Origin of the sequence: Pseudomonas sp. PD9R (genome assembly GCF_019200975.1) — a bacterium.
Taxonomy (GTDB): domain Bacteria; phylum Pseudomonadota; class Gammaproteobacteria; order Pseudomonadales; family Pseudomonadaceae; genus Aquipseudomonas.
This window is the reverse complement of sequence record NZ_JAHTMR010000005.1, coordinates 119,029-133,304: the sequence shown is the minus strand read 5'-3', so window position 1 is coordinate 133,304 and position 14,276 is coordinate 119,029. Positions and strand designations below refer to the sequence as shown.

15 protein-coding genes are annotated in these 14,276 nt (G+C 59.5%); 7 read left to right on the top strand and 8 right to left on the bottom strand.

The annotated features are described in order from the left end of the window. Nucleotide 1: 1 nt before the first annotated feature. The 3 genes from lapG to KUF73_RS12585 all read right to left on the bottom strand — a co-directional run bounded on the left by lapG (nucleotide 2) and on the right by KUF73_RS12585 (nucleotide 1,862). Nucleotides 2–709, bottom strand: a complete 708-nt coding sequence (lapG, locus tag KUF73_RS12595) for a cysteine protease LapG (RefSeq protein WP_218438365.1) — start codon at nucleotides 707–709, stop codon at nucleotides 2–4. 159 nt (nucleotides 710–868) lie between these two features. Beyond that, nucleotides 869–1,264 carry a YbaN family protein gene (locus KUF73_RS12590; RefSeq protein WP_218438364.1) on the bottom strand — a complete coding sequence of 132 codons (396 nt, stop codon included), beginning with the start codon at nucleotides 1,262–1,264 and terminating at the stop codon, nucleotides 869–871. Nucleotides 1,265–1,274: 10 nt separating this feature from the next. Then, on the bottom strand, nucleotides 1,275–1,862 hold the full coding sequence (locus KUF73_RS12585; protein ID WP_218438363.1) for a YecA family protein: 588 nt from the start codon (nucleotides 1,860–1,862) through the stop codon (nucleotides 1,275–1,277). Nucleotides 1,863–2,261: 399 nt separating this feature from the next. On the opposite strand from KUF73_RS12585, the gene recQ reads away from it, so the two are divergent. The 4 genes from recQ (at nucleotide 2,262) to KUF73_RS12565 (ending at nucleotide 7,098) form a co-directional block, all read left to right on the top strand. Beyond that, entirely contained in the window at nucleotides 2,262–4,388 is a 2,127-nt protein-coding gene (gene recQ / locus KUF73_RS12580; protein ID WP_218438362.1) for a DNA helicase RecQ, read from the top strand. A 120-nt stretch (nucleotides 4,389–4,508) separates the two neighbouring features. Then, entirely contained in the window at nucleotides 4,509–4,943 is a 435-nt protein-coding gene (locus tag KUF73_RS12575) for a MarR family transcriptional regulator (protein WP_218438361.1), read from the top strand. A gap of 127 nt (nucleotides 4,944–5,070) precedes the next feature. Further along, on the top strand, nucleotides 5,071–6,696 hold the full coding sequence (locus KUF73_RS12570; protein ID WP_218438360.1) for a FimV/HubP family polar landmark protein: 1,626 nt from the start codon (nucleotides 5,071–5,073) through the stop codon (nucleotides 6,694–6,696). A 114-nt stretch (nucleotides 6,697–6,810) separates the two neighbouring features. Beyond that, nucleotides 6,811–7,098: a SelT/SelW/SelH family protein gene (locus KUF73_RS12565; protein WP_218438359.1), complete on the top strand. Its 288-nt coding sequence runs from the start codon at nucleotides 6,811–6,813 to the stop codon at nucleotides 7,096–7,098. Here KUF73_RS12565 and KUF73_RS12560 read toward each other — a convergent pair. Together KUF73_RS12560 and KUF73_RS12555 are read right to left on the bottom strand one after the other, a co-directional pair. Continuing rightward, nucleotides 7,092–7,985: a DMT family transporter gene (locus tag KUF73_RS12560; protein WP_218438358.1), complete on the bottom strand. Its 894-nt coding sequence runs from the start codon at nucleotides 7,983–7,985 to the stop codon at nucleotides 7,092–7,094. The genes KUF73_RS12565 and KUF73_RS12560 overlap by 7 nt on opposite strands. Before the next feature lie 150 nt (nucleotides 7,986–8,135). Beyond that, a complete protein-coding gene (locus KUF73_RS12555) occupies nucleotides 8,136–8,900 on the bottom strand; it encodes an AraC family transcriptional regulator (RefSeq protein WP_218438357.1) in 765 nt (254 codons plus the stop codon). A 147-nt stretch (nucleotides 8,901–9,047) separates the two neighbouring features. Here KUF73_RS12555 and KUF73_RS12550 point away from each other — a divergent pair, with 147 nt between their 5' ends. Beyond that, the gene (locus KUF73_RS12550) at nucleotides 9,048–9,851 is read left to right on the top strand and encodes a UDP-2,3-diacylglucosamine diphosphatase (protein ID WP_218438356.1); all 804 of its coding nucleotides are present in this window, start codon (nucleotides 9,048–9,050) and stop codon (nucleotides 9,849–9,851) included. Nucleotides 9,852–9,938: 87 nt separating this feature from the next. On the opposite strand, the gene KUF73_RS12545 is transcribed toward KUF73_RS12550, so the two are convergent. Next, the gene (locus KUF73_RS12545; RefSeq protein WP_218438355.1) at nucleotides 9,939–10,529 is read right to left on the bottom strand and encodes an HD domain-containing protein; all 591 of its coding nucleotides are present in this window, start codon (nucleotides 10,527–10,529) and stop codon (nucleotides 9,939–9,941) included. A 27-nt stretch (nucleotides 10,530–10,556) separates the two neighbouring features. After that, nucleotides 10,557–10,868: a DUF962 domain-containing protein gene (locus tag KUF73_RS12540; RefSeq protein WP_218438354.1), complete on the bottom strand. Its 312-nt coding sequence runs from the start codon at nucleotides 10,866–10,868 to the stop codon at nucleotides 10,557–10,559. A gap of 160 nt (nucleotides 10,869–11,028) precedes the next feature. On the opposite strand from KUF73_RS12540, the gene KUF73_RS12535 reads away from it, so the two are divergent. Beyond that, a complete protein-coding gene (locus tag KUF73_RS12535) occupies nucleotides 11,029–12,090 on the top strand; it encodes an AraC family transcriptional regulator (protein WP_218438353.1) in 1,062 nt (353 codons plus the stop codon). Here the strand turns inward: KUF73_RS12535 and KUF73_RS12530 are convergent. Next, nucleotides 12,047–13,501: a TrkH family potassium uptake protein gene (locus KUF73_RS12530; protein WP_218438352.1), complete on the bottom strand. Its 1,455-nt coding sequence runs from the start codon at nucleotides 13,499–13,501 to the stop codon at nucleotides 12,047–12,049. The genes KUF73_RS12535 and KUF73_RS12530 overlap by 44 nt on opposite strands. A gap of 121 nt (nucleotides 13,502–13,622) precedes the next feature. Here KUF73_RS12530 and KUF73_RS12525 point away from each other — a divergent pair, with 121 nt between their 5' ends. After that, the gene (locus KUF73_RS12525) at nucleotides 13,623–14,183 is read left to right on the top strand and encodes an NAD(P)H nitroreductase (protein ID WP_218438351.1); all 561 of its coding nucleotides are present in this window, start codon (nucleotides 13,623–13,625) and stop codon (nucleotides 14,181–14,183) included. Nucleotides 14,184–14,276: the final 93 nt, after the last annotated feature.

Sequence of the window (14,276 nt, the reverse complement as noted above, 5' to 3'; positions counted from 1 at the left end):
GTCAGCCGTGACCCACGGTGAACCCTTCGGCCTGCATCTTTTTCAGCACGTCCTGCCAGCGCGACAGTTTTTTCGAATCGCTGCTGCGGTTGCCGCCATTGACGCCCGGCAGGTACAGCCCTTCGGCGTTGAAGGCGTACACCGGCAACAAGTCTTTGCGTTGGGACGCGGGGCGGATGTCACCGATCAGGTTATCCAGCACCAATGGGTCGGCCGTGGGGCTGCTGTAGAAGGTCAGCACCATGTGCGCCTGGTTCTGGGTCAGTGCCTTGACGTAGGTAATGCGCAGCTTTTCGCTGGGAATCCCGAGCTGGCGCAGACTGAAATATTTCGCCAGTGCGTAGTCCTCACAGTCGGCAGCGCCCTTGATCAAGGACTCGACCGGCGTGGCCCAGTAATCGGTCTGATGCCAGATGCGAGTATCGTCTTGAAAGCTCAATTGCTGATTGAAGAAGCGATTGACCGCATTCAATTGCTCGGGCTCAGGTGCATCACGCTCGCCTTGCAACAACTGACTCCAGGCCTCGACACGGCCCCGTGCCGGGCCGAGGGTGCCATAGCGCGTTTCGACGGTTTGCAGTATTTGCGAAAAATCCCAGTTGGCCCAGACACTGCTGAGTCCGGTCAGCAGCAAAGCGGCCAGCAACAGCCATCCGCCGAACCGAAATCGGAGCGTTGACCCTCCTGGACTACGCAGGCTGCGAGGCATGTCCGGCTGCTCGGGTGCAGAGATTTGAAGTCTAGGTGGTGAATCAGATACGGCGCGGCAGGTCGTCGGCCTGTCATGCAAAAGATCGCAGCCTTCGGCAGTTCCTACATAGGTTGCCTACGCACTGTAGGAGTTGCCGAAGGCTGCGATCTTTTAAGTTCAGGACTTGTGCAGGGTTTTCTGCCGAAGGATGTAGATCGTCACCAACACCGCGCTGGTCAGCATGAACCCGCGTGCCCAAGGCAGGGGCACCAGATAGCAGGAGAACAGAATGCTCGCCCACATCAGGCTAATGGCGTAGACCTTGCCCTTGAGTGGAATGCCGTTGCCGTCGAGGTAGTCGCGAATCCAGGGTCCGAGCCGTGGATGTTCCACCAGCCATTGATAAAAACGCGGCGAACTGCGGGCGAAACAAGCGGCCGCCAGCAGCAGGAAAGGTGTGGTGGGCAACACCGGCAGGAAAATCCCGATCACCCCCAACGCTACGCTCAGCCAGCCGATGGCCAGCAGCACGTAGCGCAACATCAGGGAGCGGTTGCCTATGGGGTTGTCCATAGGCAAAACCTTAGTGGTGACGTGGCTTGAGGATCGCCGGTTTTTCGTCTGGCGCGTTGCACAGCAGGTACAGCGCAGTCAGGGCTTCCGGGATCTGCACGATCATGTCGTCCATCAGGTTGGCGTCGGCGGCGATGTCGGAGAACTCCGGCTGCTCGTCGAACAGGCCCGAACCGACCATGATCGGCAGCAGCATTTCGCTGACTTCGTCTTCGGCGGTTTCGAACCAGGCTTCTTCGCGCAGGAACACGCCTTCCATGAAACCGATGCACCAGCCGCGCAGATCGGAATCATCCGGCTCTTCGCCCAGGTCCAGGTCGCAAGGCAACTCGAACTCTTCATCGGAGGCCAGTTGACGGGCGATGTGGGCCTTGAGGGCCAGCAGCGTGGATTCGATCGCTTCACGCTCGGTGTCGTCGGCGTAATGCGGCTCTTCGGCGAAGAGGGCATCAATCCACTCACGATCAGGAACCACTTCGGAACAGATCGACAGCGCGGTGAGGTAGCCGTGGGCGGCCACGTAGTCCAGCGCCTCGTCATGCAGTTCGTCGGCGTCGAGGAAGACTTGCAGGCGGGTTAGTTGCTCAGCGAAGGACATTAAAGGGCTACCTTGGGGAATTAACAGATGCGGGAATTCTAGGCCTTCTTGAGCGCTCAGGCCAGCCGCGCGGCATATTTGCCCACCGCGTATCTACCTTCACTGCACCGCGTCTCCTGTTGGAGCTGCCGAAGGCTGGGATCTTTTGACTTTGCCTTTAAAAACAAAATCAAAAGATCGCAGCCTTCGGCTCTCCTACAGGGGATCGTCGATTCCTGTCTTATCAGTGGTGCCCTTTGCCGGACGGTGCTCGGGTATACTCGCGCGTTTTGTGATGCCCTGCTGCTGTCACGGCTGGAATGTTAAGTGTCATGCAACGCGCCCTTACGATTTGTCGGTGCAGCGTTGCGGATCCTGAACCAGCCTTGCGGGGATGTTTCGGTGATTTTTGGAGTTTTTATGCTCGAACAGGCTCAACGCGTCCTCAAGGACATCTTCGGCTACGACAGTTTTCGTGGCCGTCAGGGTGCAATCATTGAGCGCGTGGCCAGCGGCGGCGATGCCCTGGTCCTGATGCCTACCGGCGGCGGCAAATCCTTGTGCTTCCAGGTCCCGGCACTCTTGCGCGACGGTCTGGCCGTGGTGGTGTCGCCGCTGATCGCCTTGATGGACGATCAGGTCGCGACTCTCGAAGAGCTGGGCGTGGCTGCCGCCGCGTTGAACTCCACCCTCAGCGCCGAGCAACAGCGAGACCTGGCCGCCCGCATCAAGCGCGGTGAAGTGAAAATGCTTTACCTCGCCCCCGAGCGGCTGGTCCAGCCGCGCATGCTGTCCTTCCTGCAAGGCTTGAACATCGCCCTGTTCGCCATCGACGAAGCGCACTGCGTGTCGCAATGGGGTCACGACTTCCGCCCGGAATACCTGCAGCTGGGCCAGTTGGCGGAAATGTTCCCCGATGTGCCGCGCATCGCCCTGACGGCCACCGCGGACAAACGTACCCGGGAAGAAATCGTCACTCGTCTGCATTTGCAGAATGCCGAGCGTTTCCTGTCGAGCTTCGACCGCCCGAACATTTTTTATCGCATCGTGCCCAAGGAACAGCCGCGCAAGCAGTTGCTGGCGTTCCTCGCCGAGCGCCGCAGCGACGCAGGCATCGTCTATTGCCTGTCGCGCAAAAAGGTCGACGAAGTGGCGGTGTTCCTCAGTGAACAAGGCTTCCCGGCACTGCCGTACCACGCCGGTTTGCCCAACGACACGCGGGCTCATCACCAAAAGCGCTTCCTCAACGAGGAAGGTCTGATCATGGTCGCCACGGTGGCGTTCGGCATGGGCATCGACAAGCCCAACGTGCGGTTCGTTGCGCATCTCGACCTGCCGAAATCCCTGGAAGCCTATTACCAGGAAACCGGGCGCGGCGGCCGTGACGGCCTGCCGGCGGATGCCTGGATGGCCTACGGCCTGCAAGACGTGGTGATGCTCAAACAGATGCTGCAGAACTCCGAAGGTGACGAGCGCCATAAGCGTCTGGAGCAGCACAAGCTCGACGCCATGCTCTCGCTGTGCGAAGAAACCCGCTGCCGCCGCCAAACCCTGCTGGCCTACTTCGATGAGGATATGCCCGAGCCGTGCGGGCATTGCGACAACTGCGTCGACGGCGTGCAAACCTGGGATGCCACCGAGCCCGCGCGTCAGGCACTCTCGGCCATCTACCGCACCGGCCAGCGCTATGGCGTCGGGCATCTGGTGGATGTGTTGTTGGGCAAGGACAACGAAAAGGTCCGCAGTTTCGGTCACCAGCACCTGTCGGTGTTTGGCGTCGGCAAGGCCATGGCCGAGGGCGAATGGCGTTCGTTGTTCCGACAGCTGGTTGCCCGTGGTCTGGCCGATGTCGATCATGAAGGCTACGGCGGCCTGCGCCTGAGCGACACGTGCCGGCCGCTGCTCAAGGGTGAAGTGACCCTCGAACTGCGCCGCGACCTCAAGGCGCAAACCACGGCGAAAAGCAGCAAGAGCCAGGCGAGCCAATTGGTGCGTGGCGAAGAGCGCGAACAGTGGGAAGCCTTGCGCGCGCTGCGGCGCAAGCTGGCCGAGGAACATGGCGTGCCGCCGTACGTCATCTTCCCCGACTCGACCCTGCTGGAAATGCTCCGCAGCCAGCCGACCTCGTTGGCGGAAATGGCCACGGTGAGTGGCGTCGGCGCACGCAAACTGGAGCGTTACGGCGAGGCCTTCCTCGAAGTGCTCGGCGGCCAGGTGGAGGCGCCGAAACCGGTGGCCGACGTGCGCCACGAACTGATCACTCTGGCACGCGCCGGCATGACGCCGTTGCAGATCGCCGGCCAGTTGCAATGCTCGGAAAAGAACGTCTACACCATGCTCGCCGAAGCGATTGGCAAGCAGCAGTTGTCGCTGGAGCAGGCATTGGATCTGCCAGAAGACCTGATGGGCGAAGTCCAGGATGCATTCCTCGACGGCGAAGGCGAGTTACCCCCGGTGTCGGAGATTTCCGAATTGTTTGCCGGGCGGGTGCCGGAAGGGGTTTTGTACTGTGTTCGGGCCGCTCTTCAGTCCGAATTTGAAATGTGAAAAATCCGTTTCGTTGATGTAACGATTCACTACAGATCAAGCCTTGCCTCAAAGCAAGGCTCATGCTTAGCTGACTAATAATTAGTATTTCTATATTTTCAGTCTAACCATGAGTGTTTTATGCCGTTAACCGATCAACACCGCTTTGGCATGCAACTGGCCCAGATGTCGCGCGGCTGGCGTGCCGAGCTGGACCGCCGTTTGGCAGGTCTGGGATTGTCCCAGGCACGCTGGTTGGTGCTTCTGCACCTGGCGCGTTTCGAAGAAGCTCCGACCCAACGTGAACTGGCGCAAAGCGTCGGTGTTGAAGGGCCGACACTGGCCCGCCTGCTCGACAGCCTGGAAGGCCAGGGCCTGGTGCAACGTCAGGCAGTGCTGGAAGACCGTCGGGCGAAGAAAATTGTGCTCTGCGCCCCGGCGCGTCCCCTGATCGAACAAATTGAAACCATTGCCACTCAACTGCGCCACGAGCTATTCCAAGGCGTCGATGAGGCGGATTTGAAGGTTTGCATGCGGGTGCACGGGCACATTCTGGGCAACCTTGAAAAATCTTGAGGCATAACCCCGCGCCAGACTTTTGAGATACCGCGTTGAGCAGACTATAAGAACTACTGCGCAATATCGTGTTCGTACCGGATGTGCGAATACGCGCAGATTGGTTCTGGTTACCTAAGGGATGCTCATGCTTGAAAGTCGGCTAGTCGTTGTACGGTGTTGTGCCAGGTTATTGCTGGTCGGTGCTGCTGTCACCTACTCGGCGCTGGCATCGGCGCTGGGCCTGGGTGAGATCACCGTGCATTCTGCGCTGGATCAGCCACTGCGCGCCGACATTGCGCTGGTGGATGCAGCGGGCCTGGAGGAGGGCGAGCTGTCGGTCAACCTGGCAACGGCGGACGAGTTCAGCCGCGCTGGCGTCGAGCGGGTGTTCTTCCTCAATGACTTGAGATTCACGCCCATCCTGCGGGGCAACCGCAGCGTGATCCAGGTGACGTCTAATAAACCGGTCAATGAACCGTTCCTGAATTTCCTCGTGCAACTCAATCAGCCCAATGGCCGATTGCTGCGTGAGTACACGGTGCTGATCGATCCGCCGGGTTCTCCGGGGATTGTGCCAGCGAATGACGAACCATTGGCCAGTCGACCCTCTTCCGCATTTCCGAGTGTCCAGCCCGCCGTCGCGCCAGTTCCAACGCGTAAGGAACCCAAGCCTGCGACCGCTCCAGCGAGTGATCCCCTTGCCGAGCAACTGGCCGCCAGCGTGCTGGCGAACCAGCAATTGCAATCGACCATTGATGAGCTCAACGCTAAGCTTCAGGCACAGGACGAACAGATCGCCGCTGATAAAAAACAAGTGAGCGAGCTGCAGACTCAATTGGCGGAAGTCCAGCAGGCTGCCGCGAAACCGTCCGAGCCGCCAGTGATCGCGCCAGCGCCCGTCGTGGCCTCAGAACCTGAAACGAACTGGCTGTTGATTGTTGGGTTGATGACCTTGCTGGCATTGTTGCTGCTGGGGTGGTTTGTTCGGCGTCGACACCAAGTCGTGGCGTCGCCAGAGCCCGCGACAGACTATCAACCAGCACCGAGCCCGGCGCAACCGCTGATGCCGACGCCCGCACTGCAACCAACGCCCGCAGAACGTGACGAAACGCCTGCAAGCGATGTGCTTGAAGGGGTCGACGTCTACCTGACTTATGGGCGGTTTAGCGAAGCGATTGGCCTGTTGCGAGAGGCGATGGTTAAAGAACCGCAGCGCAAGGAGCTTGCTGTAAAGCTGCTGGAGGTTCTTGGGCGCCAGGGTGATGTGGCGGCGTATGCCACGCATGAAACCAGTCTGCTCAACGCCGGGTTCGACACACAAAAGCTGCGCGATATCCGCGCCAGTTATCCCGTTATGAACGCGCTCAAGCCAGTCGCTGTAACCGCGATTCCCGTTCTGACAGCCGGGGATGAGTTCCAGTTGAACCTGGATGATCTGTCGATGGATGCCAGTTGGGACTTGGGGCCGTTGGAAATCCCTTCGACCACGGCGCTGTCCGAGTCCGACATTGAATGGGAGGTCGAACCCGTCTCGCCATCCCTCGATGACAGCTTTCTCGACGAGTTCGCAGAGCCTGTCCCATTGCTGGCGCTTGAACCGCTGAAGCTGGAGCGAGCCGAACCGAACAATGCCGGCAAGCTGGAAAAAGCCCAGGCCTGCATCAATGATGGTGACCTGGACAGCGCCATCGAACTGCTCAACGAGTTGCTCAAAAACGCTGATGAACCGCTCAGGCAGACGGCCCGCAATTTGTTGGCCGGTATTCGTTGAAGATCAAAAGATCGCAGCCTTCGGCAGCTCCTACATGGATTGACGTACACCTGTAGGAGGCTGCGATCTTTGCTTATGATGACGACGCCCATTGGTTCAAGAGAAGTGCCCACCATGACCGCAAGCAAACCCGAAATCATCATCACCTATTGCACCCAATGCCAGTGGCTCTTGCGTGCTGCCTGGCTGGCTCAGGAACTGCTCAGCACCTTCGGTGATGACTTGGGCAAAGTGTCCCTGGTGCCCGGCACGGGTGGCGTCTTTCACATTTTCTGTGACGACGTGCAGATCTGGGAGCGCAAGGCTGATAGCGGTTTTCCCGAGGCCAAGGTTCTGAAACAACGGGTCCGGGATCAGATTGATCCGGACCGCGACCTGGGTCACAACGACCGAACTCAGTGAGACGCGGCCTCGGCGGCAACGGCTTTCTTGCCTGAACTGCTGGCGAGCCGACTGGACACCACAATCGCGACGATGATTAACGCGCCGCCAAGTAGCATGCGCAGGGTCGGATTTTCATCGAACAACAGCCACGCCACGGTAATGCCGTAAACCGGCTCCAGTGCGAAAACCACAGCGGCGGTGCGAGCCTTGATCACGGCCAGGCTGGCGACAAACAGGCTATGGGCAACGCCGGTGCAGAACACCCCAAGCAAGCCGATCCACAGCCAGTCGATGGCACGCACGTCGCTCAATTGCGGTGCCGCCACCGGCAGCAGGCACAGGGCGACCACCACGTTTTGACACAGTGCCGCCTGAACCGGAGGGATTCGTCCGGAACTGACGCGGTTGGTCAGCGACAGCAACGAGAACAGCAAACCGGACCCGACCGCCCAGAGCAGGCCAGTGGTCGCGCCGCTGGCCAGGTCGAAATCAGGCGTGACCAGCACCAGGCCAACACTGACTAGCGCCACCAACACGATTTCGTTGGCGCGAATTCGCTCGCGGAAAATCAGCCCTTCGAGAATCACGGTAAAGGCCGGGAAGCTGGCAAAACCCAACGTTGCGATCGCCACGCCAGCGACCTTCACTGCAATAAAGAAGCTTACCCAGTGCCCGGCCAGCAGCAAGCCGCTGAGCAACAGACGACGCCAGTCCACGGCTTCGAGTTTTTGCCAGCGAGTGTTGCTGGCGAAGCGTGCGAAGAACGCCAGCGCCAACACCGCAAACGCCGCACGGCCGAAAACGATGATCGCCGGGGACGCTGCGGCGAGTTTGCCGAACACACCGGTCAGGCCGAACATCAATGCGCCGATATGCAGGGCGCCAAGGGCGGTACGGGGAGTCATGGCAATCCTTGTTATACAAATGAACGCGGCCTTATGTAGGCGCTGCCGCAGGCTGCGATCTTTTGATCTTGTCTTTAAAAAGTCAAAAGATCGCAGCCTTCGGCAGCTCTTACATTGAATCGTGGGAAGCCAGGCGTGTCTGTCGGCAAACTATCGTCTTTTGTCGCCAGCCTCGCGCCGCAATTTTCCCGGTGAAGCGCCGAACTCGCGCAGCATCGCGGCAGCAAAGGCACTCTGGGAGCTGTAGCCGACTCGGCAGGCGATCTCGCCAATGGGCAATGTCGATTCGCGCAGCAAGGTCACGGCTTTGTGCAGGCGTCGGCTGCGAATGTAATCCATCGGCGTCTGCCCGCATTCGGTCACGAACCGCGCATGCAAACGAGCATTGGAGAGACCGGCCACGCGGGCCAGGTCGGCGACTTGCAGGGGGTAAGCGGCATATTGATCAATGTGCGCGTTCAGCGCGGCATATGGCAGGCGCCGACCGCCGATGCTGTCGGGTCTGGCGTTGTTCAGGCTGGCCAGCAACAGCACTGCGCCTTGTTGCGCTATCACCGGGTCATCGACCGGGCTGTTGGCCAGCCAATGGACCAATTGGTTTTGCCCGGCATCCAGTGACATCCGGCCAGCGTTGTCGAGCAAGCGCCGGCTGGCATCGGCGTGATCGCCCAGGGACTGGGAAACCCATTGATCGCTGGGCACATCCAGCACCAGGCAACGGCTGCCATTGGCGCTGCCGCACGCATGATGAAAACCCGACGGCACCACCACGAAACTCTGCTGCACCACCTGACTGCCATGCCCGTCGACTTCGAAATCCAGCGCACCGGACAGCCCAAACACCAACTGCGCGTGCTCGTGGCTGTGGACGATCAGGTCGTGGCTGTATTGGCGAAGGGTAAGGATCGGTCTCATCGCGGGTCTCGTTGCAGGTTTGATGAGTTAGGCCGGCAGTTTACACCGAGGTGACTGGCGCGCGTTGTCACAGGACTGACTTGCCGCTGTCATAGGCCATTAACCCGACCGGCGCAAGCTTGCCGAAACCAGTCCTGAGGGTTGCCCATGACCAGCGCCGAGCTCGCCAAACCCAGCCGTAAGCAACGTGTGCGGACCCTATGGATATCCGACGTGCATCTGGGCACGCGTGATTGCCAGGCCGAGCACCTGTCGCAATTCCTCAAGGGTTACCACGCGGACAAAATCTATCTGGTCGGCGACATCATCGACGGCTGGAAACTGCGCGGTGGCATGTACTGGCCGCAGGCTCACACCAATGTGATCCGGCGCCTGTTGACCATGAGCAAGCGCGGCACCGAGGTGATCTACGTCACCGGCAACCACGACGAATTCCTGCGCCGCTATTCGAAGCTGATTCTGGGCAATATCCAGTTAGTCGACGAAGCCGTGCACGTGACCGCCGATGGTCGCCATCTGCTGGTGATTCACGGCGATCAGTTCGACGTGATTACCCGCTACCACCGCTGGCTGGCGTTTCTCGGCGACTCAGCCTACGAATTCACCCTGACCCTCAACCGCTGGCTGAACCATTGGCGCGCCCGTTATGGCTACGGCTACTGGTCGCTGTCGGCCTACCTCAAGCACAAGGTGAAAACCGCGGTCAGCTTCATTAGCGACTTCGAAGAAGCCATCGCCCATGAATGCGTCAAACGCGAATTGCATGGCGTGGTCTGCGGGCACATTCACCATGCCGAGATTCGCAAGGTGGGTGAGGTGGATTACCTCAATTGTGGGGATTGGGTGGAGTCGTGCACGGCGCTGATCGAGCATTGGGATGGCACGATCGAGTTGTATCGATTGGCGGATGCACAGGCGCGGGAGATGGCGAAGGTTGCGGAGTTGGCGTGAAAAGCAAAGTCAAAAGATCGCAGCCTTCGGCAGTTCCTACATGGACACTCGTTCCTCTGAGCTGCCGAAGGCTGCGATCTTTTGATCTTAGGCAGGTAAATGTTCTTCCATCGCCGCCTTGTAAATCGAGTTCTTCGGTTGCGCAAACAACCGTTCCATCATCGGCTCGAAGAAGCTCAGCGGCAGGGTGTCATACGCCGGATCAAACGCCGCCGCATCGTACCTGGCGCAGAACTCGATGGTCGCCTTGTACTGCGGATGGTCGCTGAATTGCTCACGCAAGTGCCGGTCCATGCCCAGGTGATGAAAGAAATAGTAGCCCTGGAATATCCCGTGTTTCTCCACCATCCATAAATTCTCGGCGCTGACGAACGGCTTGAGGATCGCCGCCGCAATGTCCGGGTGATTGTAAGAGCCGAGAGTGTCGCCGATGTCGTGGAGCAGGGCGCAGACCACGTACTCTTCATCGCGGCCATCGCGCCAGGCGCGGGTGGCGGTTTGCAGGGAATGGGTCAGGCGATCCACCGGAAACCCGCCAAAATCACCCTCCAGTAACTTCAGGTGCGCCACAATCCGTGTCGGCAATTGTCGGGCGTAGGCACTGAAGTCGGCGGCAATGATTGCCCAGTCTTCCTGCGTGCCATCCTTCATGTGGGTGAAACGGGCGTTGGCATTCATCGGCAATCCTCTTGTGACTGATGGGCTCTAGAACGCTACGCGTCCCAGAATCATGTCCCGATACATGACGAAATCGCCGAGCAGGCTGTAGAACGGATGCTGGAAGGTTGCCGGACGATTTTTTTCGAAGAAGAAATGCCCGATCCAGGCGAAGCTGTATCCCGCCAGCGGCAAGGCCCACAGCAGCATCCAGGCACCCCGACCGATGGTCAGCGCCAAAATGAAAATGACCAGTGTCGTGCCGATGAAGTGCATTCGTCGGCAAGTGCTGTTGCTGTGTTCGCTGAGGTAATACGGGTAAAACTCAGCGAAGCTGTTGAAACGCTTGATGTTTTCCACGACTGCGATCTCTGTGGTTATTGTTCTGATTGCAAGTTGTTCGGCGGGTAGCTTATTTAAGTCTAGAGTGATCAATGGCATCAGCCAGTGACAATAGGCGCCACTTTAGTATCCTTCGGAAATTGGCCGTAACATGCGGCTCATCATGTAAGAACCCGACATGAGCGAACGAACGACTTCTGCAAGCTGGGCGATGGGGATTGTCAAAGCACTGGAAATGGACGGCCTGGATTGCCGGGTTCTGTTCAAACAGCTAGGGCTCGACTACGCGGCACTGGATGATCCGGATGCCCGCTTCCCGCAAGATTCCATGACACGACTCTGGCAGCGTGCGGTTGAGCTGTCCGGCAACCCGGCAATCGGCCTGAACATGGGCAAGGTGGTGCGGCCAGCGCAGTTTCATGTGACTGGCTACGCCTTGATGTCCAGCCAGACGCTGGCCGAAGGCTTCAAGCGCCTGGTGCGCTATCAGCGCATCATCGCCGAAAGTGCCGACCTGAGTTTTCGACTCCTGGATGAAGGTTATGCACTCATTCTGACGGTGCATGGCGACCATTTGCCGCCGACCCGCCAGAGCGCCGAAGCCTCGCTGGCCTGTGCGCTCGCACTGTGCGGATGGCTGACCGGGCGCACGCTGCATCCGCGCAAAGTGCTGGTGCAGGGTGATCAGCCGGCCAATCTCGAACCCTATAAACAAGCTTTCCACGCACCGCTGGTGTTCAACGCGGCTTACGATGCGTTGATTTTCGAACGAGCGGACATGGAAGCGCCGCTGCCGACGGCCAATGAAGCCATGGCGCTGCTGCATGACCGGTTTGCCGGCGAGTACCTGGCGCGGTTTTCCGAGAGTCGGGTGACCCATAAGGCACGGCAGGTGTTGTGCCGTTTGTTGCCCCAGGGCGAACCCAAGCGCGATGCCGTGGCGCAGACGCTGCACCTGTCGCAACGCACTTTGCAGCGCCGTTTGCAGGAAGAGGGCACGAGTTTTCAGACATTGCTCGACGACACCCGCCGTGAACTGGCCGAACAGTATCTGGCGCAACCGACCATGACCCTGCTGGAAATTGCCTACCTGCTGGGGTTCGCTGATCCGAGCAACTTCTTCCGCGCCTTCCGCCGCTGGTTCGACACCACCCCCGGCGAATACCGGGTGCGGCTGATGCAAGTACCTGCGCCGGTCAGTGACGCCAGAACGCCGGAATACACAGCACAAACACCGTAATGATCTCCAGTCGGCCCAGGAGCATGCCGAACGAGAGAATCCACTTGGCGGCGTCCGGCAGCGAGGCGAAATTGCCGGACGGGCCAATGGTTTCACCCAGGCCCGGGCCGACGCCGGACACGGTGCTGGCCGCGCCGGTAAGGGCAGTCATCCAGTCAACGCCGAGCAGCGACAGCAACAGTGCGATCACGCAGATGGTGATGGCGAAGAAGAAGGAAAAGGTCAGGATCGAACGAACAATTTCTTCATCGAGCCGGTGACCGTTGTACTTCTGCTTGATCACCGCGCGCGGGTGAATCAGTTGATTGAGGTTGGCCTTGAGCAGGATATAGGCGACCTGAAAACGGAAAATCTTGATCCCGCCAGCGGTAGAACCGGAACAACCGCCGACAAAACCCAGATAGAAAAACAGCATCAGTGAGAAATTGCCCCACAGGCTGTAGTCCCCCAGCGCGAAACCTGTAGTCGTCACCACCGACGTCACGTTCAGCGCCACATGCCGCAGCGCATCCAGCCAATGCAGGTCAGTGGTCCACCAGTACCAGGTGCCGAGCACCAGCCAGGTCACCAGCAACATGCCGAGCAAGCCTTGAACCTGCTGATCCTTGATCAGCGCCCGACGGTTACCGCGCAAGGTTGCCACATACAGGGTGAACGGCAGGCTGCCGAGAATCATGACCACCACCGCCACCCAGTGCACCGCCGGTTGTTTCCAGTGGGCCAGAGACTCGTCGGAGGTGGAGAAACCGCCGGTGGAAATCGCTGACATCGCATGGTTGATGGCATCGAACAGGTTCATCCCGGCCCACCAGAACGCCAGGCTGCCGAGAATGGTAATGCCGACGTAGGCCGCCACAATCAAACGCGCAACCATGTGCGAACGGGGCATGACTTTTTCGGAACGGTCTGACGACTCGGTCTGAAACAGCCGCATGCCACCGATGCGCAGCAGTGGCAGAATCGCAACCGCCATACCGATAAAACCGATGCCGCCGATCCAGTGCAGCAGCGAGCGCCACATCAGGATGCCGGGGGACATGGTGTCCAGGCCGTTGAGCACGGTCGAGCCGGTGGCGGTAATGCCGGACATGCTTTCGAAGAACGAGTCGGTGTAGCTGATGTGCTGGGTCAACAGAAACGGCAGTGCGGCGAAGATGCACACCACCAGCCAGCTGCTGACAGTCAGCAGGTACATGTCCCGTGGCCGCAGGTGTATGTGCTCGGGGCGCCCCGGAATAACCAGGGCCAGGCCGGCGACAAAGGTGATCATGCTGGCCCAGAGAAACGACGGCAGATCGCTGGTGCGGTCGAAGATTACCAGCGTGGCCATGGGCACGACCATGGCGATGGCCAGGGTTATCAGGAAGATGCCGATGATGAAACCAATGATCCGTAAGGTCGGCAACGCCATGAGGTCCGCTCGGCTGAATGTGGGAAGGCCGCCATTCTACCTGCGGGGGGTGCCATGTAAACCGGCACTCCTGAGGTGGATACCGCTAGAATAGCCGCACAATTTTTTCAGGAGGTGGCCGATGCAGGCTCTCGACGTTTTGCTCAACCGTGTTTCCGTCCCGCGCCTGGTCGAGCCGGCCCCGACTCAAGAGCAGCGTGATGTGCTGTTTGCCGCCGCGATGCGCGCACCGGACCACGGCCATTTGCAGCCTTGGCGCTTCTTGACCGTCGAAGGCGCGGCACGTGAGCAAATGGGCGAGTTGCTGGCCGAAGCGGCAAAACTGCAGGATAGCGAAGTCACCGAGGCGGCTATCGACAAGGCGCGCAACGGCCCATTGCGGGCACCGCTAGTGGTTGTGGTAATTGCGCGGTTGCAGGATCACGTCAAATATCCGAAATCCGAGCAATTGCTGGCGGCCGGCTGCGCGGCCCACGGGATTTTGCTGGCGGCCTATGCGCAAGGCATTGGCGCAGTCTGGCGCACCGGTGATCTGGCCTACTCGGCGCATGTGGCCAAGGGTTTGGGCTTGGCTGAAGGGGAGGAGGTGATCGCGTTTCTTTATCTCGGCACACCGCAGAAGGAGCCGCGTGTGGCGGAGAAGGTCGATTTGACCGAGTTTGTAAGCGCCTGGAAAGCCTGAAGATCAAAAGATCGCAGCCTGCGGCAGCTCCTACAAGGTCACACAAACCCTGTAGGAGCTGTCGAGTGCAACGAGGCTGCGATCTTTTTGCAT